This window comes from Streptomyces rugosispiralis, from assembly GCF_024505145.1.
GTDB lineage: Bacteria > Actinomycetota > Actinomycetes > Streptomycetales > Streptomycetaceae > Streptomyces > Streptomyces rugosispiralis.
In genome coordinates this window covers 216,252-242,190 of sequence record NZ_JANIAA010000001.1, presented here as the reverse complement: position 1 = coordinate 242,190, position 25,939 = coordinate 216,252, and the positions used below count along the sequence as shown (strand labels likewise).

At 70.0% G+C, this 25,939-nt stretch carries 18 protein-coding genes; 10 read left to right on the top strand and 8 right to left on the bottom strand.

What is annotated here, in order from left to right; genetic code table 11:
* Window positions 1–286: 286 nt before the first annotated feature.
* From NP777_RS01005 to NP777_RS00985, 5 genes are all read left to right on the top strand, one after another.
* The gene (locus NP777_RS01005) at window positions 287–1,171 is read left to right on the top strand and encodes a MurR/RpiR family transcriptional regulator (protein ID WP_256648051.1); all 885 of its coding nucleotides are present in this window, start codon (window positions 287–289) and stop codon (window positions 1,169–1,171) included.
* A 67-nt stretch (window positions 1,172–1,238) separates the two neighbouring features.
* Entirely contained in the window at window positions 1,239–1,916 is a 678-nt protein-coding gene (locus tag NP777_RS01000; RefSeq protein WP_256648050.1) for an HAD family hydrolase, read from the top strand.
* Between the two features lie 404 nt (window positions 1,917–2,320).
* Window positions 2,321–3,649, top strand: coding sequence for a cytochrome P450 (locus NP777_RS00995; RefSeq protein ID WP_256648049.1), 1,329 nt, complete (start codon window positions 2,321–2,323; stop codon window positions 3,647–3,649).
* A gap of 579 nt (window positions 3,650–4,228) precedes the next feature.
* Entirely contained in the window at window positions 4,229–6,898 is a 2,670-nt protein-coding gene (locus NP777_RS00990) for a SpoIIE family protein phosphatase (RefSeq protein ID WP_308404988.1), read from the top strand.
* A gap of 205 nt (window positions 6,899–7,103) precedes the next feature.
* The gene (locus tag NP777_RS00985; RefSeq protein WP_256648048.1) at window positions 7,104–8,324 is read left to right on the top strand and encodes a cytochrome P450; all 1,221 of its coding nucleotides are present in this window, start codon (window positions 7,104–7,106) and stop codon (window positions 8,322–8,324) included.
* A gap of 59 nt (window positions 8,325–8,383) precedes the next feature.
* On the opposite strand, the gene NP777_RS00980 is transcribed toward NP777_RS00985, so the two are convergent.
* The 5 genes from NP777_RS00980 to NP777_RS00960 all read right to left on the bottom strand — a co-directional run bounded on the left by NP777_RS00980 (window position 8,384) and on the right by NP777_RS00960 (window position 14,943).
* Window positions 8,384–9,565 (bottom strand): acyl-CoA dehydrogenase family protein, encoded by a 1,182-nt coding sequence (locus NP777_RS00980; protein ID WP_256648047.1) that lies wholly within the window; start codon window positions 9,563–9,565, stop codon window positions 8,384–8,386.
* A gap of 2 nt (window positions 9,566–9,567) precedes the next feature.
* Complete coding sequence (locus NP777_RS00975; RefSeq protein WP_256648046.1) at window positions 9,568–10,791, bottom strand: CaiB/BaiF CoA transferase family protein; 1,224 nt, start codon at window positions 10,789–10,791, stop codon at window positions 9,568–9,570.
* Window positions 10,784–12,472, bottom strand: coding sequence for an acyl-CoA dehydrogenase family protein (locus tag NP777_RS00970; protein ID WP_256648045.1), 1,689 nt, complete (start codon window positions 12,470–12,472; stop codon window positions 10,784–10,786). The genes NP777_RS00975 and NP777_RS00970 overlap by 8 nt, the downstream gene beginning before the upstream one ends.
* 51 nt (window positions 12,473–12,523) lie before the next feature.
* On the bottom strand, window positions 12,524–13,852 hold the full coding sequence (locus tag NP777_RS00965) for an MFS transporter (protein WP_256648044.1): 1,329 nt from the start codon (window positions 13,850–13,852) through the stop codon (window positions 12,524–12,526).
* A 185-nt stretch (window positions 13,853–14,037) separates the two neighbouring features.
* Entirely contained in the window at window positions 14,038–14,943 is a 906-nt protein-coding gene (locus NP777_RS00960; protein ID WP_256648043.1) for a LysR family transcriptional regulator, read from the bottom strand.
* Between the two features lie 163 nt (window positions 14,944–15,106).
* Between NP777_RS00960 and NP777_RS00955 the strand changes: the two genes are divergently transcribed.
* Window positions 15,107–15,508 (top strand): hypothetical protein, encoded by a 402-nt coding sequence (locus NP777_RS00955; RefSeq protein WP_256648042.1) that lies wholly within the window; start codon window positions 15,107–15,109, stop codon window positions 15,506–15,508.
* A 910-nt stretch (window positions 15,509–16,418) separates the two neighbouring features.
* Here NP777_RS00955 and NP777_RS00950 read toward each other — a convergent pair.
* The gene (locus NP777_RS00950) at window positions 16,419–17,576 is read right to left on the bottom strand and encodes an alkaline phosphatase PhoX (protein ID WP_256648041.1); all 1,158 of its coding nucleotides are present in this window, start codon (window positions 17,574–17,576) and stop codon (window positions 16,419–16,421) included.
* Window positions 17,577–17,901: 325 nt separating this feature from the next.
* Between NP777_RS00950 and NP777_RS00945 the strand changes: the two genes are divergently transcribed.
* Window positions 17,902–20,253, top strand: a complete 2,352-nt coding sequence (locus NP777_RS00945) for a glycosyl hydrolase family 95 catalytic domain-containing protein (protein ID WP_391858435.1) — start codon at window positions 17,902–17,904, stop codon at window positions 20,251–20,253.
* Between the two features lie 28 nt (window positions 20,254–20,281).
* Here the strand turns inward: NP777_RS00945 and NP777_RS00940 are convergent, their stop codons facing one another.
* Window positions 20,282–20,473, bottom strand: coding sequence for a hypothetical protein (locus NP777_RS00940; protein ID WP_391858434.1), 192 nt, complete (start codon window positions 20,471–20,473; stop codon window positions 20,282–20,284).
* Between the two features lie 308 nt (window positions 20,474–20,781).
* Here NP777_RS00940 and gdhA point away from each other — a divergent pair, with 308 nt between their 5' ends.
* Window positions 20,782–22,128, top strand: coding sequence for an NADP-specific glutamate dehydrogenase (gene gdhA, locus NP777_RS00935; RefSeq protein WP_256648039.1), 1,347 nt, complete (start codon window positions 20,782–20,784; stop codon window positions 22,126–22,128).
* A gap of 88 nt (window positions 22,129–22,216) precedes the next feature.
* On the opposite strand, the gene NP777_RS00930 is transcribed toward gdhA, so the two are convergent.
* Window positions 22,217–23,479, bottom strand: a complete 1,263-nt coding sequence (locus tag NP777_RS00930) for an outer membrane protein assembly factor BamB family protein (RefSeq protein ID WP_256648038.1) — start codon at window positions 23,477–23,479, stop codon at window positions 22,217–22,219.
* Window positions 23,480–24,075: 596 nt separating this feature from the next.
* On the opposite strand from NP777_RS00930, the gene NP777_RS00925 reads away from it, so the two are divergent.
* Window positions 24,076–25,026, top strand: coding sequence for an ATP-binding cassette domain-containing protein (locus NP777_RS00925; protein ID WP_256648037.1), 951 nt, complete (start codon window positions 24,076–24,078; stop codon window positions 25,024–25,026).
* A gap of 11 nt (window positions 25,027–25,037) precedes the next feature.
* Window positions 25,038–25,826 carry an ABC transporter permease gene (locus NP777_RS00920; RefSeq protein ID WP_256648036.1) on the top strand — a complete coding sequence of 263 codons (789 nt, stop codon included), beginning with the start codon at window positions 25,038–25,040 and terminating at the stop codon, window positions 25,824–25,826.
* Window positions 25,827–25,939: the final 113 nt, after the last annotated feature.

Sequence of the window (25,939 nt, the reverse complement as noted above, 5' to 3'; positions counted from 1 at the left end):
CCGACGGGCCACCTGGAGGCGGTAGTGGCTCTCCGTGCTCTGGGGGCACTTCGGGGCCGGTATCGCCCTCCGGGGCGGCCGCTCGGCGTAGCGGCGTTCGACCACCTGTCGATCTGCGCCGGCGGTGCCAGGTTCGGAGTCGGGGGTGGCGCGGGAGCCAAGCCCGGATTACGGGAGGATGAACTATCCAGATATGGATTGGGATCCAGGATGGATAATCCATCCTGTGTTAGCGTCCTGCTCGTATCGACAGTCGATCCGAGCTTCGCGAGCGAATTGAGGTCCCGTGGTTGCAGCCAAGTCGTCCCTGGTGAGCGGCGAGTTCGTCACTCGTGCCCACGCCGCGCTGCCCAGCCTGGGCGCGACGGACAAGCGGTTCATCGAGCTGATCCTCAGCGACCCCGAAGCGGTCGTGCGCGGCTCGGTGACCGAGCTGGCCCAGCGGGCCGGCGTCGCGCAGTCCTCAGCGGTCCGTGCCTGCCAGCGCATCGGGTACCGGGGCTACCAGGACGTCAAGCTCGCCATCACACGCGACCTCGCCCAAAGGGACGAGCAGGAGCAGGAACTCGCCCACGAAGAGGGAATAGGCGGTCAGACACCTGTCGGTGACATCCTCGACCGCATCCTGCGCCGTAGCGCCCGGGCCCTGGTCGACGCGGCACAGACCGTCGACCCCGAGCTGCTGGCACTCACCATCGATCGCATCGCGGCGGCGGGCCGTGTCCTCGTCATCGGGAACGGCACCTCCGCGGCGCCGGCCCACGACGCCGCCTACCGGCTGTCCGCGCTCGGCCTCGTCACGATGTTTCCCACCGACGTCATGGCCCAGCACCTGGCCGCTCGGCACCTCGACGAGTCCTGTGTGTGCCTTGTCGTCAGCCACACCGGTGCCAGCCGCGAGTCGCTGCGGGCCGCCGAGGCGGCGCGGGCGGCAGGTGCCTTCGTCGCCGCCATCACGAGCTTCACCAACTCGCCCCTGACCCGCGTCGTGGACGCCGCGCTGGTCGCGGGAGGACCCGAGTACGGGTTCCGCCTGGAAGCGATGGCCAGCCGCCTCGCCCACCTGGGGATCGTCGACGCACTCTTCGTCGGCATCGCCGTCCGCCGTCCCAAAGCATCGACCAAAGCGCTCGACGTGATGGCCGACACCACGATCGAACACTCCCTGTAGACCGAACACTCCCTGTAGACCGAACACTCCCTGTAGACCGAACGCTCCCTGTAGAAGGAACGCATCCGTGCCCCACCACGACCACTCACCGGTGATCGACCTGGCCGTCCTCGACATGGCCGGCACCACCATCGCGGACAACGGCATCGTCGAACGGACCGTGGACGACGCCCTGTCGCTCGCGGGTCTCGACGCGATCACCCCGGAAACGCTCCGGCCGCTGCGCGGCATGGCGAAAACCGACATGTTCCACCGACTGGCGCCCGATCCGCACAAGGCTGCCGAGGCCCACCAGAACTTCGTGGACCTCATGCTCAAGGCGGTGCTGGCCGGTGAGCTGCCCGCCAGGGACGGCGCCGAGGAAGTCCTCGTCGCGCTGCGAGAACGCGGAGTCAAGACCTGTCTCATGACCGGCTTCGACGCCATGGTCCAGGAGGCGCTCCTCCACACGCTCGGCTGGGGCGACCTCGTCGACCTCACCGTCGCCCAGTCCGGAACACTCCGCGGCCGCCCCTACCCCGATCTGATCCTCACCGCGGTCATCAGCCTCGGGATCGACGCGGTGCAGCGCGTCCTCGTCGCCGGCGACACGGCCAACGACCTGCTCGCCGGCACGCGCTCCGGAGCCGGACACGTCATCGGCGTCCTCGGCGGGGCACACGGGAGGGAGCAGCTCCAGGCCGCACCCCACACCGCCATCGCCGGCACCCTGGAAGAAGTGCTCGTGAACGCCCGGGTGGCGTGAGGAGGCCGCCGCCCGCGCCCCGCACCGGGCCCGCACCCCCGGGCCGATGTCGGCCGTCACGCCTGCGCAGGTCAGGGCCTGTGTTATGGTGCCGCGCCGACAATCCTCGCCTGCGACGACCAGGGTGATCCCGTGGTAACGCTCTCGCCGCTGACCGGGCACAACCTGGCCGCCGCGCAACACGTGGTGGGCCGCTGTCCCGAACGGGCGCTGGGGATCGAGGACGACGGCCGCCGCACCCCGGACCGTTGAGTCGCCCTGTCAGCCCAGCCACGGCGGTCTCGCCGTCATGAGCCGTCATGAGCCGTCATGAGCCGTCATGAGCCGCCATGCGGACCTGCCCGCCGGGGGGGGACCGGGATCCGTGCGGGGGACCCCTTACCGACCTCGGAGGAACCACAGCGATGACGCCGACCGACCCCACCGACCAGAGCTCCGAGGCGCCCGCCCCGCCACCCGGCTGTCCCGCACACCGAAGCGGCGAGCCCTCGCACGGCGGGGACCATGTCAGCCCTTTCGCCGTGCCCTTGAGCGGCCCCCGCTTCCATGTCGAACCCAACCTCCTCTACCCGGAGATGCGCCGCGAACATGGAGCGGTCGCCCCCATCGTGCTCGAGGGCGGGATCCCGGCGTGGCTGGTTCTCGGCTACCGTGAACTGCACCAGGTCACCGCCGACCACGTGCTCTTCACCCGTGACTCCGAACTCTGGAACCAGTGGGACCGCATCCCGGAGGACTGGCCGCTGGCCCCGCTGATCGGCCGTGGTCAGCCGTCCATCCTGTACACGACGGGTGAGCGGCACCGCGTACGGGCCAGGATGATCAGCGACGCGCTGGAGTCGGTCGACCCCTTCGAGATCCGGCAGCACGCCGAGCGACTTGCCGACGAACTGATCGACGGCTTCTGCGCCGAGGGCGGCGCGGACGTCATCGCCCGGTACGCGATGCCCTTCCCGGTGCGTGTCCTGGCGAAGATCTACGGCTTCCCGGACGAGCAGGGGGCCGGACTGGCCGCGGCGGCCATCGACCTGGCCGACGGGGGAGATCTGGCCCAGGCGGCCCAGGTCCACCTCGCCGAGGCCACGGCGGCCCTGATGGCCGAGCGGAAGGCGGGGAACGGCCCCCGGGACGTCGCCGCCCAACTGGTCGGCAACACCCTCGGCTTCACGGACGAGGAGATCCTCCACGACCTGATCGTGCTGGTCATCGCGGGCCACACCCTGACCGCGGACTGGATCGGCAATTCGCTGCGGCTGATGTTCACGGACGAACGGTTCGTCATGTCCCTGGCCGGTGGGCGCAAGAGTGTCTCGGAGGCCATGAACGAGGTGCTCTGGGAGGACACCCCCGCCCAGAACGGCGTCGGACGGTGGGCGTCCCGCGACACCACGCTCGGCAACCGCCGGATCAAGGCGGGCGACATGGTGTGCCTCGGACTCGCCGCCGCCAACAAGGATCCGCAGATACGCCCCGACGGCACGAGGCTGACCGGCGGCAACAACGCGTTCCTCTCGTTCGGGCACGGCGAGCACCGCTGCCCGGTCGCGGCGCAGGAGATCGCCGAGACCATTGCCCGTACGGCCATCGAGGTGCTGCTCGACCGGCTGCCCGACGTCGACCTCGCCGTCCCGGCCGAAGAACTCACCCGCCGTCCCTCCCCCTGGGCGCGAGGCATGACGACACTGCCCGTGCGCTTCACCCCGACTCCGGCGCTGAACGGGACGGCCGGCTGACCCACCCTCATCCCCCGACGGCGCGACGGCGCCTGTTCAGCGGGCCCGACCACCGTCGGCGCTCTGGTCCGGCCCCCGGCCTTGTCCTGCCCCCCGGCGCCTCGCTGCCGGGCGGCAGGACGGGACGAGGGATTCGCCGGGGGAGAGGCCGCGGGGGCTGCGATCGGCCGCGAACAGGACGCCGACAGGGTGAGGTGAGCGGCGTCCGCGCCCAGCGGGGATCCGGGCCCGCCGGACGCCCCCTCTTACGCGGAGCCGTTCTTACGCGGAGCCGTTCTCGCCGGGCCCGCCGCTGTCGTACGTGGCGGGTGAAACGGCCCGCCATGGTGTCCGGCGTCCTTGCCCTGGCCGGCACCCCGGCGGGCCCGCGCATTCTGTCCGGCAAGATCACGATAGTCCGGATATTCACATTAGGGTGCAAAGCAGTGTTATGAATGAACTGTGAAGGGGCTCTCCCGCCGAAACCGGCCTTGGCTCCGCCGTCTCGCCGCCGGTCCACCGCGAGCAGGATCGGACCCAGGCCCCGGTTCGGGTTCGGGACTCCGCTCCCTGCTGGACCTGGGCAGCGCCGCCGGGCAGGTGTTCGTCGCGCAGGTCATCATCGTGGTGCTGCTGGTCGCGGCCGGGGCGCTGGCCCTCGTGCTGCTCGCGCGGCAGTACAGCATGCGCGAGGCCCGGCAGCAGTCGGTGACCGCCGCCGAGACGTTCGCGAACTCGCCAGGCGTAGCGGCGGCGCTGGACAGCCGGAATCCGACGGCGGTGCTCCAGCCGCGCGCGGAGGCGGCCCGGCAGCGGGCGGATGTCGACTTCCTCGTCGCCATGAACACGCACGGGATCCGTTATACCCATCCCTCCCCGGGGGCGATCGGGAAGAAGTTCGGGGGCCCGATCGGGCCCCCGCTGGCGGGTCACGTCACCGTTGAGCAAACGCATGGGGGGCCGCCGCTGCCCGGGGGCAGCGGCCCGGCCATCGAGGCCATCGTCCCGGTGTTCCGGGACGATGGCTCGGTCGCCGGCCTGGTCGCCGCGGGAGTCAAGATCCAGAACGTGACCAGATTGGCCGGGCAGCAACTGCCGATCGTCTTCGGCGCCGGCGCGGGCGCGCTCGCCGCGTCGACGGCCGGCACGCTGCTGGTCTCCCGGCGGCTGCGGCGGCAGACGCATGGGCTGGGGCCGACGGAAATGACACGGATGTACGAGCACCATGACGCGGTGCTGCACGCGGTCCGGGAGGGCGTGCTCATCATCGGAGCCGACGGGCGGCTGCTGCTGGTCAACGACGAAGCACGGCGACTGTTCGATCTGCCGCTCGACGCGGAGCGCCGGTATGTGGACGATATAGGTCTGGACAGCAGGACGGTGCGGCTGCTGGCGTCGGGAGACCCGCTCACGGACGGGGTGCATCTGGCGGGGGACCGGCTTCTCGCGGTGAACAAGCGACCGACCGCCCCCTTCGGCGGACAAGCGGGCAGTGTGGTGACGTTGCGGGACACCACGGAGCTTGCGGCGCTGTCGGGGCGGGCGGAACAGGCGGGGGAGCGGCTGAGGCTGCTGTACGACTCCGGGGTGAAGATCGGGACCACACTGGACGTCGTCCGCACCGCACAGGAGCTGACGGAGGTGGCGGTGCCGCGGTTCGCCGACGTCGCTGCCGTGGATCTTCTGGATGCGGTGGTGCGGGGGGAAGAACCGGCCCGGGAGCCGCGGTGGCAGATGCGGCGCACGGCGATCAGCGGCCACCGCGACGGGTTGCCCCTGTATCCGGTGGGTGAGCTGATCACGTTTCGGGCGGGAACACCACAGGCCCTGGCGTTGGAGACGGGGCGTGCGCTGGTCGAGGCGGATCTGCGAGGGACCAGGGGGTGGCAGGAGCAGGATCCCGACCGGGCCCGCGGGATGCTGGAGCGCGGATTGCATTCCCTGATCGCCGTGCCGTTGCGGGCCAGGGGAGTGGTCGTGGGCATGGTGGACTTCTGGCGCGCGGCTGATTCACCGGCGTTCGCGGAGGACGATCTTTCCTTCGCGGAGGAGCTGGCGTCGAGGGCCGCCGTCTGCGTCGACAACGCGCGGCGGTACACACGGGAGCATGCGATGGCCGTGACGCTGCAGCGCAGTCTGCTGCCGCGAGGGCTGCCACAGCAGAACGCCCTGGAGGTGGCGTGGCGCTACCTGCCCGCGCAGGCCGGGGCCGGCGGGGATTGGTTCGACATCATCCCGCTCCCGGGAGCGCGCGTCGCACTGGTGGTGGGCGATGTGGTCGGCCACGGTCTGCACGCGGCGGCGACCATGGGACGGCTGCGCACCGCGATACACAACCTGTCCGCCCTGGACCTGTCAGCTGACGAACTGCTGGGTTACCTGGATGAGCTGGTGGCCCACATGGACGCCGGGGAAAGCGAAGAAGGGGTCGAGCAGGAGGTCACTGGGGCCACCTGTCTGTACGCGATCTACGATGCGGTCTCCGGAACGTGCACCATCGCCCGCGCCGGCCACCTGGGCCCCGCCCTGATCCACCCCAACGGCGCCGTCTCGTTCCCCGACACCCCTGTCTCACCGCCCCTCGGCCTCGGCGCCGCTCTCCCGGTCGAAACCGCCACACTGCAGCTCCCAGAGGGCAGCCAGCTGGCCCTGTTCACCGACGGATTGATCGAGGACCGCCACCGCGACCCCGACACGGGCCTGGAGCTGCTGCGAGACGTCCTCGCCCAAACCCACCGGACCCCGGAACAGACCTGTCGGGCGGCGTTCGACGCTCTGCTGCCCGAGCGCCCCACCGACGACGTCGCCCTGCTCGTCGCCCGCACCCGCATCCTGGACCCCGCTCAAGTTCGCGAATGGGACATTCCCTCCGACCCCGCAGCGGTCGCCCGTATTCGTTCCGAGGTCACCCGCCAGCTGGAAACCTGGGGCCTGGAACAGCTGGGCTTCACCACTGAGCTGATCACCAGCGAACTGGTCACCAACGCCATCCGATACGGCACACAACCCATCCGGCTGCGCCTGCTGCACGACCGCACCCTCACCTGCGAGGTCGCGGACGGCTCCAGCACCTCGCCGCACTTGCGCCGGGCGGCCACGACCGACGAGGGCGGGCGAGGCCTGTTCCTGGTTGCCCAGTTCGCCCAGCGTTGGGGGACCCGGTATCTGGCCCGCGGCAAAGTCATCTGGACTGAACAGTCCCTCCACGACGACGGCGCGGCCCCCACCGCCGCGCTGACCGATGCCCTCCTGGACCAATGGGAAGAGTGAACGACACCCGGCGGACTCGCTTGGGCGCACGGCGCGGGCCGGGAGAGGATCTGGACCCGCCGGTTCCGCTGCGTCTAGCCTTGGCCACGACCTGACGTCCCATCACGTGGCATGAGCGGGGCCGTCGTCGCGCCCTGCCGTGATGCCCCGTGCCATGGTGCGTACGGCCGGTGACCGCCGCCGCTCGCCCAGGAAGCGCTCCGTCATGACGACCACCCCCTCCACGGCGCCCGACATCCTCTCCCCGGAGTTCGCGGCGGACCCGTACCCCGCCTACCGGACCATGCGCGAGGACTTTCCGCTGATCCACCACCACACGACCGGCGGCTACATCATCTCCCGCTACGAGGACATCGTCCGGGCCTTCAAGGACCCGGTGTTCACCAGCCGCAACTACGACTGGCAGATCGAGCCGGTGCACGGCCGGACCATTCTCCAGATGGACGGGCGTGAGCACTCCGTGCGCCGCGCGCTGGTGGCGCCCGCCTTCCGCGGGAAGGACTTACGGGAGAAGTTCCTGCCCGTCATCGAGCGCAACTCCCGGGAACTCATCGACGCCTTCCGGGACGCGCCGGAAGCCGATCTGGTGGGACAGTACGCGACCCGCTTTCCGATCAACGTGATCGTCGACATGCTCGGGCTGGACCGGGCGGACCACGGCCGGTTCCACGTCTGGTACACCTCGATGATCGACTTCCTGGGCAATCTGAGCCAGGATCCCGAGATCGCGGCGGCGGGGCTGCGCACCCGGGACGAACTCGCCGCCTACATGATCCCGATCATCCAGGACCGGCGCACGTGTCCGGGGGACGATCTGCTCTCCGTCCTGTGCACCGCCGAGATCGACGGCACCCGGATGAGCGACGAGGACATCAAGGCGTTCGTCAGCCTGCTGCTCGCGGCGGGCGGGGAGACGACGGACAAGGCCATCGCCGGTCTCTTCCGCAATCTGCTGGCCCATCCGGAGCAGCTGGCGGCCGTGCGCGAGGACCGTACGCTCATCCCGGCGGCCTTCGCCGAGACGCTGCGCTTCACCCCTCCGGTGCACATGATCTTCCGTCAGCCGTGCGAGGACGTGGAGGTGAGCGGTGGCACCATTCCGGCGGGTGCCACCGTCACCTGTCTGATCGGGGCGGCCAACCGTGACGGGAGCCGTTACGCCGATCCCGACACCTTCGACATCTTCCGCGAGGATCTGACGACCGGCAGCGCCTTCTCGGCCGCCGCGGACCATCTGGCGTTCGCGCTCGGGCGGCACTTCTGTGTGGGGGCGCTGCTGGCGAAGACCGAGGTCGAGGTGGGCGTCAACCACCTGCTGGACGCCTTCCCGGCGATGGCCTTCGCCGATGGTGAGACCCCCACCGAGACGGGGGTGTTCACCCGGGGCCCCGGCTCGCTGCGGGTGCGGTTCGCCGGGCGGGCCTAGGCGCGGACCGGGGAACACCGTCAGGGGCTCCAAGGCAGCGACTCCCGGCGCCGTCCGGGTCAGCGGAAGGCCGCGTGCCCGGTCAGCGCCTGGCCGAGCGCGAGGGTGTGCATCTCGGATGTGCCCTCGTAGGTGAGGACGGACTCCAGGTTGTTCATATGGCGGATGACCGGGAATTCGAGGGAGATGCCGTTGGCGCCGAGGATCGTCCTGGCCGTGCGGCAGATCTCGAGGGCTTCCCGTACGTTGTTCAGCTTGCCGAGGCTGATCTGCGCCGGGTGGACGCCGTCGGCGGAATCCTTGAGGTCCGCCAGCCGCATGGCGGTCATCGTCGCCTTGTGCAGTTCCAGGGCCATGTCGACCAGCTTCTGCTGGGTGAGCTGGAAGGCCGCCAGGGGCTTGCCGAACTGCTCGCGCCGGGCCGCGTAGTCGGCGGCCGTCCGCCAGGCCGAGCGGGCCGCGCCGGTGACGCCCCAGACGATGCCGTACCGCGCCTCGTTGAGGCAGGTGAGCGGGGCGGAGACGCCATGGGCGCGGGGCAGCGTCGCGTTGGCGGGCAACCGGACGGAGTCCAGGACGAGTTCGCTGGTGACACTGGCCCGCAGCGACATCTTGTGCTTGATCTCGGGTGCCGAGAAGCCGGGGGTGTCCGTGGGTACGACGAAGCCGCGGATGCCGTCGTCGGTGCGTGCCCAGACGACGGCGACCGCCGCCACCGAGCCGTTGGTGATCCACGTCTTGCGGCCGTCGAGGATCCAGTCGCCGCCCTCGCGCCGGGCGCGCGTGGCGATCGACGAGGGGTCCGAGCCGTGGTCGGGTTCGGTCAGGCCGAAGCATCCGATGGCCTCGCCCGCCGCCATCCGCGGCAGCCACTGGTCCTTCTGCTCCTCGGAGCCGAAGCGGTGGATCGCGAACATGGCCAGGGAGCCCTGTACGGAGACGAAGGAACGCAGGCCCGAGTCGCAGGCCTCCAGCTCACGGCAGGCCACTCCGTACGCCAGGGCCGACATGCCCGCACAGCCGTAGCCGTCGAGGTGCATGCCGAGCAGGCCCAGCTCTCCGAAGTCGCGGGCGAGGCCGGCCAGGGTGGGGAGTTCGCCCCGTTCGAACCATCCGGCGATCTGCGGTTCCACCTTGTCGGCCAGGTACTGGCGGACGGTGTCGCGGACGGCCCGCTCCGTGTCGGTGAGGAGGGATTCCAGGCCGAGCGGGTCGACCGGGTCGAGGGTGGTGGACGGCATGGTCAGGCTCCTCGCGGGTGTGAGTGCGGGTTCGAGTGGTCGAGCAGGCGGGCGATCTCGGCCTCGCCGTAGCCGAGTTCGGCGAGTACGTCGCGGCTGTGCTGGCCGAGCGTGGGCGGGGCGGTGCGCACCGGTGGGCGCTCGCCGCGGAAGGTGACGGGGAAGGCGACCTGCCGCAGCGGTCCGATGGCGGGGTGGTCGATGCTCTGGACCATGCCCAGCGCCTCGGTCTGCGGGCAGTCGTAGACCTCGTCGAGATGGCGGATGGGGGTGACCGGGATGCCCTCGTTCCCCAGCAGGGCGCACCAGTGGGCCACGGTGTCGTCGACCAGGACGGCCTGGAGCTTGGCGTTGAGCGCGGCGCGGTTCGCCACCCGATCGCGGTTGGTGGCGAACCGCGGGTCGTCCGCCCATCGCGGCTGGCGGAGCGCCGCGCACAGCCGGCGGAACAACGCGTCGTTGCCGACGGCGATCACGAAATGTCCGTCGGCGGCCGGGTAGGCCTGGTACGGGACGAGGCTCGGGTGGCCGGAGCCCAGGCGCCCGGGGCGCTCCCCGGTCGCGAAGTAGCCGGTGGCCCAGTTGATGTGCAGGGCCAGCTGGGACTCGTACAGGGAGGTGGTGACGTACTGCCCGCGTCCGGTGCGCTCCCGTTCGACGAGCGCGGAGGTCACCCCGATGAGGCCGAAGAGAGCGGCCGCCAGGTCTCCCATCGCGTATCCGGCCTTGACGGGCGGGCCGTCCGGCTCGCCCGTGAGCGACATCAGACCGGCCGAGGCCTGCGCGATCATGTCGTAGCCGGGCTCGTCGCGCAGCGGCCCGTGGTCGCCGAACGCCGAGATGTGCAGCAGCACCAGCCGCGGGTGGCGGGCGGACAGCTCCTTGTAGCCGAAGGCGTGTGCGAGGGAACTGCCGGGGCGGAAGTTCTCCACGACCACGTCGGCGGTCGCCAGCAGCCGGTGGACGGCCTCCTGGCCCTGGGGCGACTTCAGATCGAGCGTCACCGAGCGCTTGCCGCGGTTCGCGGCCAGGTAGTACGTCGCGTCGGGGCCGTTGAAGGGCGGGCCCCAGCCACGCGTGGGATCGCCGCCGTCGGGGTGTTCCACCTTGATGACATCGGCACCGAGGTCGGCGAGCGACATCGTCGCATACGGTCCGGCCAGGATCTTCGACAGATCGACGACCTTGATCCCGGCGAGCGGGGCGGCCGCGGGCTGCTCAGACACGGGCGGCCTCCGTCGCCTCGTACCCGGCGCCGAGGGCGGGGACCACGGAGAGGGGCACCCGGCCGCCGTCGGCGAGTTCGGCGAGGTGGTCCAGCGCGGCGCGGGGCAGGGCGTCCCCGTCGTTCAGCAGGGCGAGGCAGGCATGGGCGACCAGGAGCTTGCGGCCGTTGCCGGTCGCCTCGGCCTCGTACTCGGCCTGCTCGAAGAGGAGTGTGGCCATGACGGTGCGGGCGAGTTCCCCGGCGTACCGCCCGATCCTCGTCTCCGCCTCCTCCCCGGGGAGCCCCAGGAGCCGGTCGCCCTTCTCGCGGAGGGCCGTCCAGCGGTCGGCGAGGCGGCCGGCGGAGCGGTCGGTCCCGTAGGTGTCGGCGAGGGTGTGGTGGGCACCCCGGCGGCGCATGCAGCGCAGCACATCGAGCGCGATCACGTTCGACGACCCCTCCCAGATGGAGCCGAGGTGGGCGTCGCGCAGCAGGCGCGGGTTGACCCAGTCCTCGATGTAGCCGTTGCCGCCGCGGATCTCCATCGCTTCGCCGGTGACGGTGCGGGCGCGCTTGCACAGGGTGTACTTGGCGAGCGGGGTGAGGACGCGGATCAGGTCCCGGGCGGCGGTGGATCCGTTGTCGGCCTCGGTCAGACGGGCGGCCGCCTCGAGCACGAGGCCGAGCGCGGCCTCCGCGTCGACGACCATCGGCAGCAGGGTGGCGCGCATCAGGGGCTGCTCGAACAGTGGCTTGCCGAACACTTCGCGGACGCGGGTGTGGTCGACGGACTCGCGGACGGCGCGTCGCATCAGGGCGGTGGCGCGCATGGCGTTGGAGAGGCGGGAGACATTGACCATCTCGGCCATCTGGCGGAATCCGCGGGTGAGTTCGCCGACCGGGGTCGCGTACGCCTCCTCGAGGGAGACCTCGGCGCTCGCGATGGACCTCGAGCCGAGCTTGTCCTTCAGCCGGTCGATACGGATGGCGTTGCGGCTGCCGTCCGGGCGCAGCCGCGGCACGAGGAACATGCCGAGCCCGCGCGTGCCCGCGCCCTGTCCGGGGACGCGGGCGAGCGTGAGGATCACATCGGCCGCCGGATTGGAGGCGAACCACTTCTTGCCCGTGAGCGTCCAGTGGGTGCCGTGGTCGGTGGCGAGGGTCCGGGTCAGGCCGACGTCCGTACCGCCCTGCCGCTCCGTCATGAACATCGCCCCCGTGGCGCGGAGTTCAGGGTCGGTGGAGGACAGCGCGGCGATCTCGGCGGCGTACCGCTCCGGGTCGTACAGGCGCAGTACACGGGCGGCGGAGTCGGTCATCGACAGCGGGCACGCCATGCCGAACTCCGACTGGACGTACAGATAGGAGAGCGCGTACTTGACCGGGTGCGGGATCGGGGTGGGCCAGCCGTGGACGCCGGGGCGGTGCGACATCGCGGCGAGGCCGAACCGCTCGTACGCGATCGACGCCACCCGGTCGTGCGCCGGGTGGTACTCGATCTCGTCCACCCGTTCGCCGTCCGGGGTGTACTGGCGCAGCCTCGGCGGGTTGGCGTCGGCGAGCGCGGCCTGCCGGTCGAGCTCACCGGCGGCGAGTTCGCCCAACTCGGTGAGCAGCGGTTCCACTCGGGCGCGGTCCTCGGCGGACAGGATCCGGTCGAGCAGCGGGCGCAGGGCGGGGTCCTGATCGGCGTAGTTCACGAAAGGGGTCTCCTGTGTCGGGTGTGAGGCGGCTCGGACGGGTGTGGCGGCTCAGACGGGTGTGGCGGCGCGGGCGGTGACGGCCGGGGAGGGTTCTCCGGTGCGGGCCAGCAGGGGCAGCACACCGAGGAGGGTCACGGCGGTATAGCCGAGGCCGAGACCGACGACCGGCCAGATCGAGCCGGAGGCGGTGAGCAGGTACTGGGCGACGATCGGCGCGGTCCCGGCGAAGAGCGTGGTGCACAGCTGGTACGACAGGGACATTCCGGTGTAGCGGACCTCGACGGGGAACACACGGGCGAGGATGCCCGCCAGCGCCGCGTAGTACATGGCGTGCGGGAAGGTCGCCAGCCCCATCCCGAGCACGGCCAGCCAGAAGTTGCCGGTGGCGCAGAGCACGAACATCAGCGGCAGGACGGCGAACTCGGGCACGAGCATCCACAGCACGGCCTTCCGCACCGGCCACTTCCCGGCGAGGACGGCGCCGAAGGGCTGGACCACGACCTGCACCACGAGGGCGAGGGAGATGACGGTCAGAAAGGTGGTGCGGTCGAAGCCGATGTCGGAGGTGGCCCAGGAGAGCGCGAAGGTCGTCTTGATGTAGGTGATCGCCACGCCGGCCGTGCCCGCGAGGACGCCCAGGGCGACGAGCAGGGGGTAGCGGGTCAGCACGACCTTGATGGGGAGCTTGGCGGTTTGCCCGCGTTCCATGACGGTCAGCATTTCGGGGGTCTCCGCCAGCCGCAGCCGGATGACCAGGCCGATGGCCACGAGGACGGCGGAGGCGAGGAACGGGACGCGCCAGCCCCAGGATTCGAAGGCGGCGTCCGGGAGCCTGGCGATGCCGAGGAAGGCGAGCGTCGCGAGGAGATTGCCGACCGGGGAACCCTGCTGGGCGAAGGCTCCGTAGAGCAGCTTCCGCTTCGGCGGGGCGTACTCGGTGGCGATGAGCACCGCGCCGCCCCACTCCCCGCCCATCGCGACGCCCTGGACCATGCGCAGCAGGACGAGGAGGACGGGGGCGGCGGCGCCGATCTGCGCGTATCCGGGCAGCAGCCCGATGCAGAAGGTGGCCGTCCCCATCATGACGAGCGTGGTGATCAGGGCCTTCTTACGGCCGTGGCGGTCGCCGAAGTGGCCGAAGATCAGGCCGCCGAGGGGGCGGGCGAGGAACCCGACCCAGAAGGTGGCGAACGCGGCCAGTGTGCCGACCGCGGGCGGGATGTCGGCGAAGAAGACCTTGCCGAGCACGAGCGCGGAGGCGGATCCGTAGATGTAGAAGTCGAACCACTCGATGGTGGTGCCGACGAAGGCGGTGATCCCGGCGCGCCTGGCGTCGCGGGCCGTGGGCAGCCGATCGGCGGGAGTGTTGTGCTGCATGACGAGCGTCCTCTCGTAGCGGCAGATCTCGCCACGAGAGCCTGTGGAGGAGAGCGGTGCGGCCGCCCGGCGCCCCATCGCGAGATGGGCATCACTGTGCACCCGCCCTTTCAGAGGTGTCCAAGACCAATTCCGCCCATCGGCCAGACGTCATCCGTCATAATCGACGGTCGGCCCGGCCGCCGCTAGCCATGGAAGTCGTCCGGGGTGGGCAGGACCCGGTCGGCGACGCGCAGCACCGCCGCCAGCGCGGCGGACTGGTTGCCCGAGCGCCATCCCAGCGCGATCGGCAGCACCGGCACGTCGTCCCCGGCCAACGGACGGAAGACGACATGCTCCAGCTGGATGTTGCGCGCCGACTCCACGACCACCGCGAGGCCGACACCCGCGCCGACCAGGGCGAGCATGGTGTACGAATCGGGTGCCTCCTGAGCGATCCGCGGCGCGAACCCCGCCTCGTGGCAGGCCTGCATCATCGCCTCCCGCACCGCGGAGCCGCGAGAGAGCGGGAACATCACGAACGGCTCCCGCGCCAGCTCGGCGAAGGCCACCTCGCCACGGTCCGCGAGCGGATGGCTGTCCGGCAGCGCCAGTTGCAGGCGCTCCATGCGGACGACCCGCGCGCTGATCCCGCGCCGTACGGGCAGCGCCACGAAGCCGAGGTCGAGCGACCCCTCGGCGATCCGTCCCAGCGCCTCGCCGGCATAGGTCTGGCCTTCCAGCACCAGCTCGATACCGGGGTGCTCGGAGGTGACGGCCCGCGTCAGCACCGGCAGGGCGGAGTAGCTGCTGGCGCCCGCGAAGCCGAGCGTGACGCGGCCGACCTCGCCCAGCCGCGCCGCCCGCACGGTCCGCCGTGCGGCCGAGGCCTCGGCCAGCAGCCGCCGGGCGGGTTCCAGCAGCGCCCGCCCCGCGGCGGTGAGCTGCACGGACCGGGTCGTACGGTCGAACAGCCTGACCCCGAGGTCCCGCTCCAGCAGCCGGATCTGCTGGCTCAGCGGCGACTGGGCGATGTGCAGTCGCTCGGCCGCCCGCCCGAAGTGCAGTTCCTCGGCGACGGCGACGAATCCGGAAAGGTGACGTAGCTCCACGCACCCGACCATGCCATCCGCACCGCCTCAAGAGAACTGACGCCACATCAAAACACCTCGGCCGAGGCGGGTTCCCGACGGAATTCATAACGCCCCGGGAACACCGGTGTGAAACGAGTGTGAAGAAGGTTTCGGTGGGGCCGTCCCGGCAAGGGGGAGCCCCATGAGTTACCCCCATGACCGCATAGCGGATAACAGTCAGTACAACGGCGATGGAAATCGCCCATACCCTGCCGACCCTGCCGGATATCCCGTCGCCAATCGACGTCGGGCGGGCAATGGAGGGGGTCTGGGTGCAGACAGGACAGCGCTGGTCATTCACACCCTCGCAGACATTGCCGCGGGTTTTCTGGCGTTGTGGATCCTGCTGTACATGCTCGACGCGAATCAGGCGAATGTCTTTGTCGACTTCGTGCACGGTGTGGCGGACTGGCTGGCCGGCTGGTCACAGGACATCTTCACGATGGACACGGAATCCCTGCGCGTCTTCCTCAACTACGGACTGCCCGCGGTGATTTACCTGGCGATCGGGCACGGTGCGGCGGCCTGGGTGCGGCGGCTCTGACTCCGCACGCCCGGCGGCGGCCGGTATCCCTGCTCGAAGGGGTGCCGGCCGCCGTCGTGTTCGGGTGGACAGACGCTACGGGCCGCGTGGTGACCAGCGGCGATGCCCCGTGCGGACGCTGTCGGCGCATGAGGAAGGCATGAGGCCGGCAGGGGGCTGGAGGAGGGCGCGGGCGGGCATCGGGTACCCGCCCGCGCCACGCGCCCCGCTGTCCCTGAACCCGGGGGGGACCGGAGATCGACCAGGGAGGGCGCGTGCCGATGACCAGTCGGCAGTACCTACAGCGCCGTACCGTAAACGCGTGTTACTCCTGGGCCATTTTCTCCCGGGGCGCCCCGCCCGAGCCCGGCCGGGTAACACGATCCGGGCCTCCGACGCTGTAGGCAATGGAGCCGTCAGCACCGCCGTGGAGTGGTGCGTGGAGCCATGCCTCAGCCGTACGCGGCAAATCCCGGAACATCGACGCACGAGAGTCGGAGGCCTACCGAGAGCACACACGGGTAATGTCCGAAATGCAGAGTGATCGCGGGCCTTCACATGGGCAGCCGCAGCCGATGGGAAATATCGGCGGTGCGCCGTTGGCTGCCCGCCTTGGATTTGTGTATCAAATTGGAAACACTCCGAGGTGCGTCCCCTCCGCCATTTGCGTTTTGGCCTTGGTCCTGATTCTGCTGGTCGTCTCGGTGGCAACGTACTTCTGGGCCGACTCCCAGCTGCGTCGGCGGCAACCTCCAATGGGACAAGGCCAAGGTCGAACAACTGGTGCACGCTGAACAACGACGAGCCGGTCACCGTGACCGACACACGGCGATGGGCGATGGGGTAGCGGCCGCTCGCTGAGCGGAGTGGGCCGGAGCGGCCGCCGGGTGCCCGGCCGGCGGCCGCTCCGGCTCCGGTACGCCGTCGGCCGTCAGCCGCGGAACGGCCCCGTCACCTCATAGGTGATGCCGCCCGACGAACTGCCGCTGGTGCCGCGCTGGCTGGAGAAGTACAGCCGCTTGCCGTCCGGCGAGAACGCCGGGCCGGTGATCTCCGAGCCCGACTGGCCGTCGACGCGCAGGAACGGGGCCACCACATCGTCCGGGGTGATCACGCAGATCTCCATGTTCCCACCGTCCTCGGCCACGTACAGATCGCCGGAGGACGCCCCGGTCACGTTGTCCACACCGGTCAGCGGGGCCGTGCCGCCGGTCACCAGCGAATCGTCATAGGCCAGTTCGATCGTCCCGGCGGCCGCGTCGTACTGCCACACCCGGTTGTCGCCCTTGGTGGTGAACCAGCAGGTGCCGTCCGCGTAGTAGCACCCTTCGCCGCCGTTGAACCGCTTGGCCCCGGACACCTGGTTGCGGGTGGCGGTGGCGCCGGTCGGGTCCGGCACGGTCGCCCAGGTGACGGGGCCACTGGTGCCGGAACCGGCGACCATGACCTCCAGCCTGCCGGAGGACAGGTCACCCCATGTCGTCGGCGTGAACCGGTAGAAGCACCCGTCCGTGACGTCCTCGGTCAGGTAGACGGTCCGGCGGACGGGATCGGCCGCCGCCGCCTCGTGCTTGAAGCGGCCCATCGCGTCGCGCCGCACCGCGGCCTTCGCGCCCCACGGGTCGGTTTCGTACACATAGCCGCGGTCCACCTCCTCACAGGACAGCCAGGTGTTCCAGGGAGTCTTGCCTCCCGCGCAGTTCTGCCGGGTACCGGAGAGGACGCGGTACGCGCCCGTGACCGCCCCGGTCGAGGAGAACGCCACCGCGCTCGCCCCGCCCGACGGGTTGATCTCCGAGTTGGAGACGTAGATCCAGCCGCTGCCGTCGGCGTAGCAGGCTCCGCCGTCCGGGGCGTCGTGCCAGGTGTACGAGGTGCCGGTGACCGTCCGCCGCGAACGGGCGATCACCCGGCTGGTGAACCCGGCGGCAAGCCGTATGCCGTTGGCGTCCGGCGAACCGAGCGCCCCGTACGGGCCGGCGCCCGGCTGCGCCGGTGCGGCGTACGCGGCGCCGCGCCACAGGGTTCCGCCGAAGGCTGCCGAGGAGCCGCCGATGACGGCGGCGCGCAGGAGGGTGCGACGTTTCACTCTGGCTCCAAGGAGTGCCGTGAACGTTCCCCGCCGCCGGCCGACGGCGGGGTCCCACGGCCTGGGACCCTAGAGAGGTATCGCATAGGCGGAATTGACAGGGCCTGGACACCATATGACGCGGGCGTGGATCCTCGGGCTCGCGGGCGAGGCGGCCTATACATCGGTTGGCTGGTGCCCTCCGCCTCGGTGAAGGCCGCCGGGCGATCCAACTCACCTGCGGATACGGACCCTTCTGATATCTGATACGTCGGAGGTATTCCCCTGAAGCTCATACGGCCTGCACCATGCCGGTAGTTCACTACCAGATATGGGAGGCACATACGTGACCCCGACAACAGGGAACGGGCTCTCTCGAAGAGGAGTGATCGGCTCGGCGGCCGTAGCCGGCTCGGCGGTCGCGCTCGGCGCCGGAGGCCGGCTGACCGGTTCCGGTGCGGCCTGGGCCGCGCCCCAGGGGCCCGGCGCGTCGGGAAGCCTGGCCGAACGGCTGGCCAGGGCCGCCGCTCCGCGATGGCGGCGGATGCCCGGCGACTGGAAGGACGGCCCCTTCCTCGGCAACGGTCTGCTCGGGGTGAACGTCTCCCGGGGCGCCACGGCCAACTCCGTGAAAGTGATGGTCAGCCACAATCAGGTACAGGACCAGCGACCCCAGTGGGCCGCCACGTACGGCTACTCGCGGCTGCCCATAGGCCATTTCGACCTCACCCTGGCCGGCGAGGTGACCGATCTCGACTGGACCCTCGACATCTGGGACGCCGAGCTGCGCGGCACCGTCACCACCACCCGGGGCAGCGTCCGCTTCACCATGCTGGTGCAGAACGCCCGTACCGCGCTGCTGATCTCCACCCGGCCCAGCGCGGGCGAGGAGAGCGCGGCCTGGTCGTTCACATGGATGTCCGCCACCTCACCCCGGACGAAGGGCAGGCCCGCCGACTACACCGGCAACCCCGACCCCCGCACCGGCTCCACGGGGGCCACCCACTACGTCGAACAGCCGTTGATCGCCGGTGGCGGGTGGACCACCGCCTGGCGCGAACACCGGGTCGGCACCGGCCGGCTGCTCGCCGCGCATATCGTCTACCGCTACCCCGACGACCTCGCGAAGACCACCGAACTGGCCGTGGCCGAGGTGGCGCGCACCCTGGCCGAGGACCCGGACGACCTGGTGCGCGAGCACCGCGGCTGGTGGAACCGCTTCTACGAGCACAGCCTGCTCTCCGTGCCCGACAAGCGGCTTCAGGACTTCTACTGGATCCAGCTCTACAAGGCCGCCTGCGCCACCCGCGCCGGAGGCCCCTCGATGTCCGAGTGGGGCCCCTGGTACCCGGAGACCGGCGGCAGCTGGACCGCGGTGTGGTGGAACCTCAACGTGCAGATCGCCACCTGGCTGATCCAGGGCTCCAACCACCTCGAACTCGACTCCGTCACCTCCACCTTCAAGAGCTTCGAGAAGAACCTGCCGCTGTCGCTCCCGCCCGAGATCCCGAAGGAGCAGATCTACGCCCTGGCCCACCCCTCCGACTGGACGCTGCGCCCCGGCACCCACACCGTCGGCGTCCCCGGCACCCCCACCAAAACCGACAACAACGGCAATCTCATCTGGGCCATGCACAATGTCTGGCTCAGCTACCGGCACACCATGGACACGCGCATCGTGCGCGACGTCCTCTACCCGATCCTCGTCAAAGCGGTGAACTACTACGACCACTTCCTCCACGAGGGCGGTGACGGCAAACTGCATCTGCCGCTCACCCGGTCCCCGGAGTACGCGGACGCGGTGGACTGCACCTACGACCTCTCGCTGCTCCGCTGGGGCTGCGCCACGCTCCTCGACTGCCTGCGCGTCCTCCGTACCGACAATCCGCGCGCCGGGCGCTGGCGGGAGATCCTGCGGCGTCTGGTCGACTATCCGCGCGACGCGACCGGCGTCACCATCGGCGCCGGCACACCCCTCGCCGGCTCCCACCGCCACTTCTCCCACATGCTGTGGCTGTACCCGCTGCACGAACTCACCTGGGACCGCCCGGCCGACCGGGAGATCATGCGGACCACGTTCGACCACTGGACCGAGGACCGCGACCTCTGGGCGGGGTACAGCTACGCGGCGGCCTCCTCGATGGCGTCGCGGATGGGGCGACCCGACGACGCCCTCGACTTCCTCACCACCTTCACCGGAAACCTCTTCGACGAGTCCTACATGGACTGCTACATGACCGCGAACACCATGTACGCGGAGGACGGCAACCTGGGCATCGAGAGCCCGCTGACCACGGCCCAGTCGATCCTCGACATGGGGATGCAGAGCCATGGCGGCGTCGTCCGGGTCTTCCCCTCCGTCTCGCCGCGCTGGCCCGACGTCTCGTTCCAGGCGCTGCGCGCCCAGGGCGCGTTCCTCGTCGACGCGGACCGCGCCGACGGCAGGACCCGATGGGTGCGGGTCCACAGCGAGGCGGGCGCGCCACTGGTGCTGCAGCACGGCATCGCCGGCGCCATCGACGTACGGGACGAGCACGGCCGCCGGCTGCGGTACCGGGAGACGGGACCCGGCCGTGTCGAGATCCCGCTCGGCCGCGACGAGACTGCCGTCATCGCCCCGCGCGGCGCCCACCCGGACCTACGGCCGCGCGACGTACCGGCCGTCGGCGGCGCGAAGCCGTGGGGGCTGCCGGACTGAGCCAGATGCGGGGTGGTGGTCTCCCTGGTCAGTAGAACTCGACGGTGTTGACCCGGTTGATCAGCTCGTGGCCGTCGAGGAGCCGGGTGGCGTTGGCGGCGAAGAGTTCGGCGATGAGGCGGTCCTCCGCCGCGTCGAGCGCGGCGGTGTGCGGGCTCACCAGCACCCGCTCGTGGTCCCACAGCGGGCTGTCGGCCGGCAGAGGCTCCGTCTCGAACACGTCCAGCGCGGCGAAGCCGACCCGGCCGGAGTCGAGCGCGCGGGCCAGGGCGGCCTCGGGACATCCTCGACCTCATCAAGAGCGGACGAACCGAGGACGAGGCCGCCACCCGGCTCATGGGCGCACTGCGCGGAGCCCTGATCGGGTGGTCAGCGGCGCGGCACGGCACGCCGGAGGAATCCGGGTCCGGTCTCTTCCCCACTGAAGGCTGACACCGGCTGAAGTACGCTGTCGGCGCACTTCCGCGCCCGAAGCACGGCTCGTGCCGGCGCCCGCCGGCCCGCATGCGAACGGAGAGAACAGCGCACATGGACGTCAGTGCCTACCTCGAGGCCGTCTACGGCAATCTCCATCGACGGGATCCGGCGGAAACGGAGTTCCATCAGGCAGCACACGAGGTCCTGCAGGCGATAGGACCCGTGCTCCAGGCCCATCCGGAGTATCTGCACGCCAGGATCGTGGACCGGCTCTGTGAGCCCGAACGACAGCTGATGTTCCGGGTCCCGTGGGTGGACGACCAGGGAACGGTGCGGGTCAACCGCGGCTTTCGGGTGGAGTTCAACAGCGCACTCGGCCCGTACAAGGGCGGGCTGCGGTTCCACCCCAGTGTCAACCTCGGCATCGTCAAGTTCCTGGGTTTCGAGCAGATCTTCAAGAACGCGCTGACCGGTCTGGGGATCGGCGGCGGCAAGGGCGGTTCGGACTTCGATCCCAAGGGCCGCTCGGACGCCGAGGTCATGCGCTTCTGCCAGGCGTTCATGACGGAGCTGTACCGGCATCTGGGCGAGCACACGGATGTGCCCGCCGGGGACATCGGAGTCGGCGGCCGTGAGATCGGCTACCTCTTCGGCCAGTACAAGCGGATCACCAACCGCCATGAGTCCGGCGTTCTGACCGGCAAGCCGGTCGGCTGGGGCGGATCGCACGTCCGCACCGAGGCCACCGGCTACGGTGCGGTGTTCTTCGCCCAGGAGATGCTCGCCACCCGCGGCCACGACTTCGACGGACGGCGGGTCGTGGTCTCCGGATCGGGCAACGTGGCCATCTACGCCATCGAGAAGGCGCACGCCCTCGGTGGACGGGTGGTGGCCTGCTCCGACTCCTCCGGCTACCTGGTCGACGAGGACGGCATCGACCTGGAGCTGCTCAAGGAGATCAAGGAGGTGCGCCGCGAGCGGATCTCCGCTTACGCCGAGGTGAAGACGGCCGCCCGGTTCTCCGACCGGGGGTCGGTGTTCGACGTGCCGTGCCAGGTCGCGCTGCCGTGCGCGACCCAGAACGAGCTCCACCAGCAGGACGCCACCGCGCTGACGAAGAACGGTGTGCTGGCCGTGGCCGAGGGCGCGAACATGCCGTGCACGCCCGAGGCGGTCGAGGTCTTCCGCGGCGCGCGGATTCTGTTCGGCCCAGGCAAGGCCGCCAACGCGGGCGGGGTGGCGACCTCCGCACTCGAGATGCAGCAGAACGCGTCCCGCGAGAGCTGGAGCTTCGAGCGTGCGGAGGACCAGCTCGCCACCATCATGCGGCAGGTGCACGCACAGTGTCGGGCCACCGCGGAAACCTACGGCGGTGACGCCGACGACTATGTGCTCGGCGCCAACACCGCGGGCTTCCTCCGGGTCGCCGAGGCCATGACCGCCCAAGGGGTCGTCTGAGCACCGCCGTCGACATGACGAGGCGGGGGCCGCGTACGGTACGGGCCCCCGCCAGGTCAACGGCGTGCCGTGACGCTCCGGGGTACCGCTACGAGGCCGACGGTCCGGTCCAGTCGGCGGCCACATGGCCGATGCGCACCCGCTGTGGGTGGTCGCCGACCGACACGGACGCGGTCTTCTCGCCCGTCGCGAAGTCGATCGCGGTGACCTGGTCGGCACCGCTCTCGGAGACGACGCACGAGGTGCCGTCGCCGCTCACCGTCGCCCAGTACGGCTTCGAGGTCGGCACCAGGGGGCCCTCCTGGAGCGATTCCCGGTCCACGACGGTCGCGTAGTCGTCCATCGTCCCGGCCACGCACAGCTTCTTGCCGTCGGGGCTCATCGACAGGCCGTGGTGGCGGGAGTCGTTGACCCAGGTGGTGCGGTCCTCGCTGGTCGCCGGGTTCTTGGGGAGGGTCTTCGCGCGGGTGATCTTGTCCTTGGCCACGTCGTACTCCAGGAACCCGTTGAAGAACGAGACCTGGAAGTAGAGCTTGGACTCATCGGGGGTGAAGGCGACGGGCCGGACGGCGTCGGACAGGTCCTTGCGGCCGAAGGCGTCGAGCCGTTCGCGCATGTCGATGACCTTGACCTGCCGATATGTGTTCGCGTCGACCACGGTGATGTGCCGGTCGCCCTTCGTCCAGTCCATCGACGGATCGTCCAGGTCGGTGTTGACCTCGCCGATCGACATGTTCCAGAGATACTTGCCGCCGTCGGTGAAGACGTTCTCATGGGGCTTGTCACCGGCGGAGAACGAACCGAGCTGTTTCCCCGTCACGATGTCGAGGACATGCACGGTGTTCGACGTCGATGCCGACACCGCGACGCGCTTGCCGTCGGGGGACACGGCCATGTGGTCCGCGCGGAATCCCGACACCGGGAAGCGCCAGTTGACCTTGCCCGTAGCGACGTCGATCGAGACCACATCGGCGAAGCTGGGCCGGGAGACCACGATGGCGGAGCCGTCCGGGGTCGAGTACATGTCGTCCACGAACTGGTCGTGGCCTTCACCCGGCCCCAGCCGGATCCCCAGGAAGAAGGCGAGTTTGATGGGGTTGAGGTAGATCTCGGTGAGCCGCTGATCCTTGTCCGGTATGACGTTGATCCGGCCGATTCTGGCCAGGTCGCCGGTGGATTTGATGACGTCGGCGGTGCCGTCCCAGTTGTTGCCCACGAACATCACTTCCCGCAGGCCGGCGGCCTTCGGCTGTGCGGAGGCGCTCACCGCCGTGGAGCCGGTCACGGCCAGTGCCACGGCGGCGGCGAGGGAGAGAATCATTCGGGTGGAGCCACGGTGCTCGGGAGGCATGGTCACTCCATTGGAAGTGGGGGTCTGTCATCGTCGGGGCGCCGCCTACTGGAAAGTAATGAAGGTGGGCACCTCTCACAAGAGCTCCGACGGCAAAAAATGACAGGCCCTCAACTTCGCTGCCCGACCAGTCGCTCGTGACGCCCTGTCGGCCGTCCCGCCTGAGAAGATCGACAGAATTTACGCGATGTTCCCCTGGTGGATAAAGCCGGTGAGCCATCGGAACGACAGGTGTCCGACCGTCAGATCCGCAGGCTGGGGCGGGTGTCGAGGGCGGGAAGCGGCACGGCGGAATGAGGGTAAATCGGATATCGCCCCCGGGGTTCGTTCCCTCATCACTTACCGTTGATCAATAAATTACCGGCCGGTATTGGCCGGTGCTCCGGATGGGCCTTGCCAGGTGTGTGCGCCGACTGCTTTAGTGACGCTGCCATCCGATAGGGAATTCCCTAGAGGAGGGCCTATCACTTTGATGAACGGGGGCCACGTACTTCTCTACTGCTGTGGCGTACGCCACTCGTCGCCGTCATGCGTTCATTGCGCATGCGCGTGCGATGTAATGCAAAGCGCGTTCCGAGTACGTGAGGTGTGAATTCGTGGAAATAGTCATAGAGGCCGAAGGGATCCGGAAGAGATACGGGGACCACGAGGCGCTGCGCGGCGTGGACCTGTCCGTTCCGGCGGGAACGCTCCTCGGCCTCCTCGGCCCCAACGGGGCGGGCAAGACAACGACGGTGCGGGTGCTGGCCACGCTGCTGGAGGCCGATGAGGGCCGCGCGAGCGTCGCCGGATACGACGTACGCACCCAGCCGCGCGAGGTGCGCCGCAGGATCGGCCTGACCGGTCAGTACGCGGCCCTCGACGAAAGGCTCACCGGCCGGGAGAACCTCCAGCTCATCGGGGTGCTCCACCGTCTGGGCCGCCGCGGGGCGAAGACTCGCGCCGATGTGCTGCTCGACCGGCTCGACCTGGGCCAGGTCGCCGCACGCCCGGTCAAGACGTACTCCGGTGGCACCCGCAGACGGCTGGACCTGGCCGCCAGTCTCATCGCCGACCCCAAGGTGCTCTTCCTCGACGAGCCGACCACCGGCCTCGACCCGACCAGCAGACTCATCCTGTGGGACATGATCCGCGAGCAACTCGCCGCCGGTGTCACGGTCCTGATGACCACCCAGTACCTCGAAGAGGCCGATCAGCTCGCCGACCGGATCGCGGTGATCGACGGCGGGCGCGTGATCGCCGACGGCACCTCGGACGAACTCAAGGCCAAGGTGGGGGGCGAACGTCTCGAGGTCACCGTGCAGGACGACGCCGCGATCCCCGCGGCCGTCACCGCCCTGCGCGAGGTCACCGCCATGGAGCCGGCCGTCGAACGGAACGGGCGGGTGCTTTCCGTATCCCTGCGCGACCAGCTCAAGACCGTCGCCGAGGCCGCCTCCGCCCTGGACGCCGCCCAGGTGCGGCCCATCGGATTCGCCGTACGGCGGCCCTCGCTCGACGATGTGTTCCTCGCCCTCACCGGCGGCACCACCGGCAAGGAAGGGTAGGGCGAGGCGCCATGGAACTCGTCAGCGACGTCTCCGCACTGTTCGGCCGCCATATGCGGCATCTGGCCCGTATCCCGGAGAAGCTCCTCAGCGTGACGCTGATGCCGGTCGCGTACGTGATCGTCTTCGGCGTGCTGTTCGGCAGCGCGATCTCCGTGCCGGGCAGCGACTACCGCTCGTATCTGATGGCCGGCATCTTCACCCAGATGATGCTCACCAACGTGGGCAACACCGCGCTGGGTGTCGCCGGAGACCTCGACAACGGAGTGGTCGACCGCTTCCGCTCCCTCCCCATGTCCCGGTCGGCCGTGCTGATCGGGCGCACCCTCTCCGACGTGGCGCTCGCCGTGATCGCCTGTGTCGCGATGGCCGTCGTCGGATACCTCATCGGCTGGCGGGTGCACCAGGGCATCCCCAAGGCCATCGCCGGATTCGGTATCCTGCTGCTGCTCGGATACGCCATGTCCTGGCTGGGCGCGCTCATCGGGCTGCTGGCCCGCAGCGCCGAGGCGGTCAACTCCATCGCGTTCATGCTGGTCATGCCGCTCACCTTCCTCTCCAACGCCTTCATTCCGCTGGACGGACTGCCGGGCTGGCTGCGGCTGCTGTGCGAGTGGAACCCGGTGAGCGCCGTGGTGGCCGCCTGCCGCGAACTCTTCGGCAACACCTCGACCGGCACCGGCAAGAGCGCCCTGCCCGTCCAGTACCCCATCCCGCTGTCCCTGGCGCTGATCGCGCTGCTGCTCGCCATCGTCGTCCCCGCCGCCGTCGGCGCCTATCGCAAGGCCGCCGCCCGCTGAGGCACCGCGGGCCCGCACGGGCCCGCCCGGAATGTGCGTGGAGCCCTCGCGCCGGGTTTTCCGTCCCCACCGCCATTCCGCAGGCCGGCGCCGAGAATTCAGGCGTGCCCCGC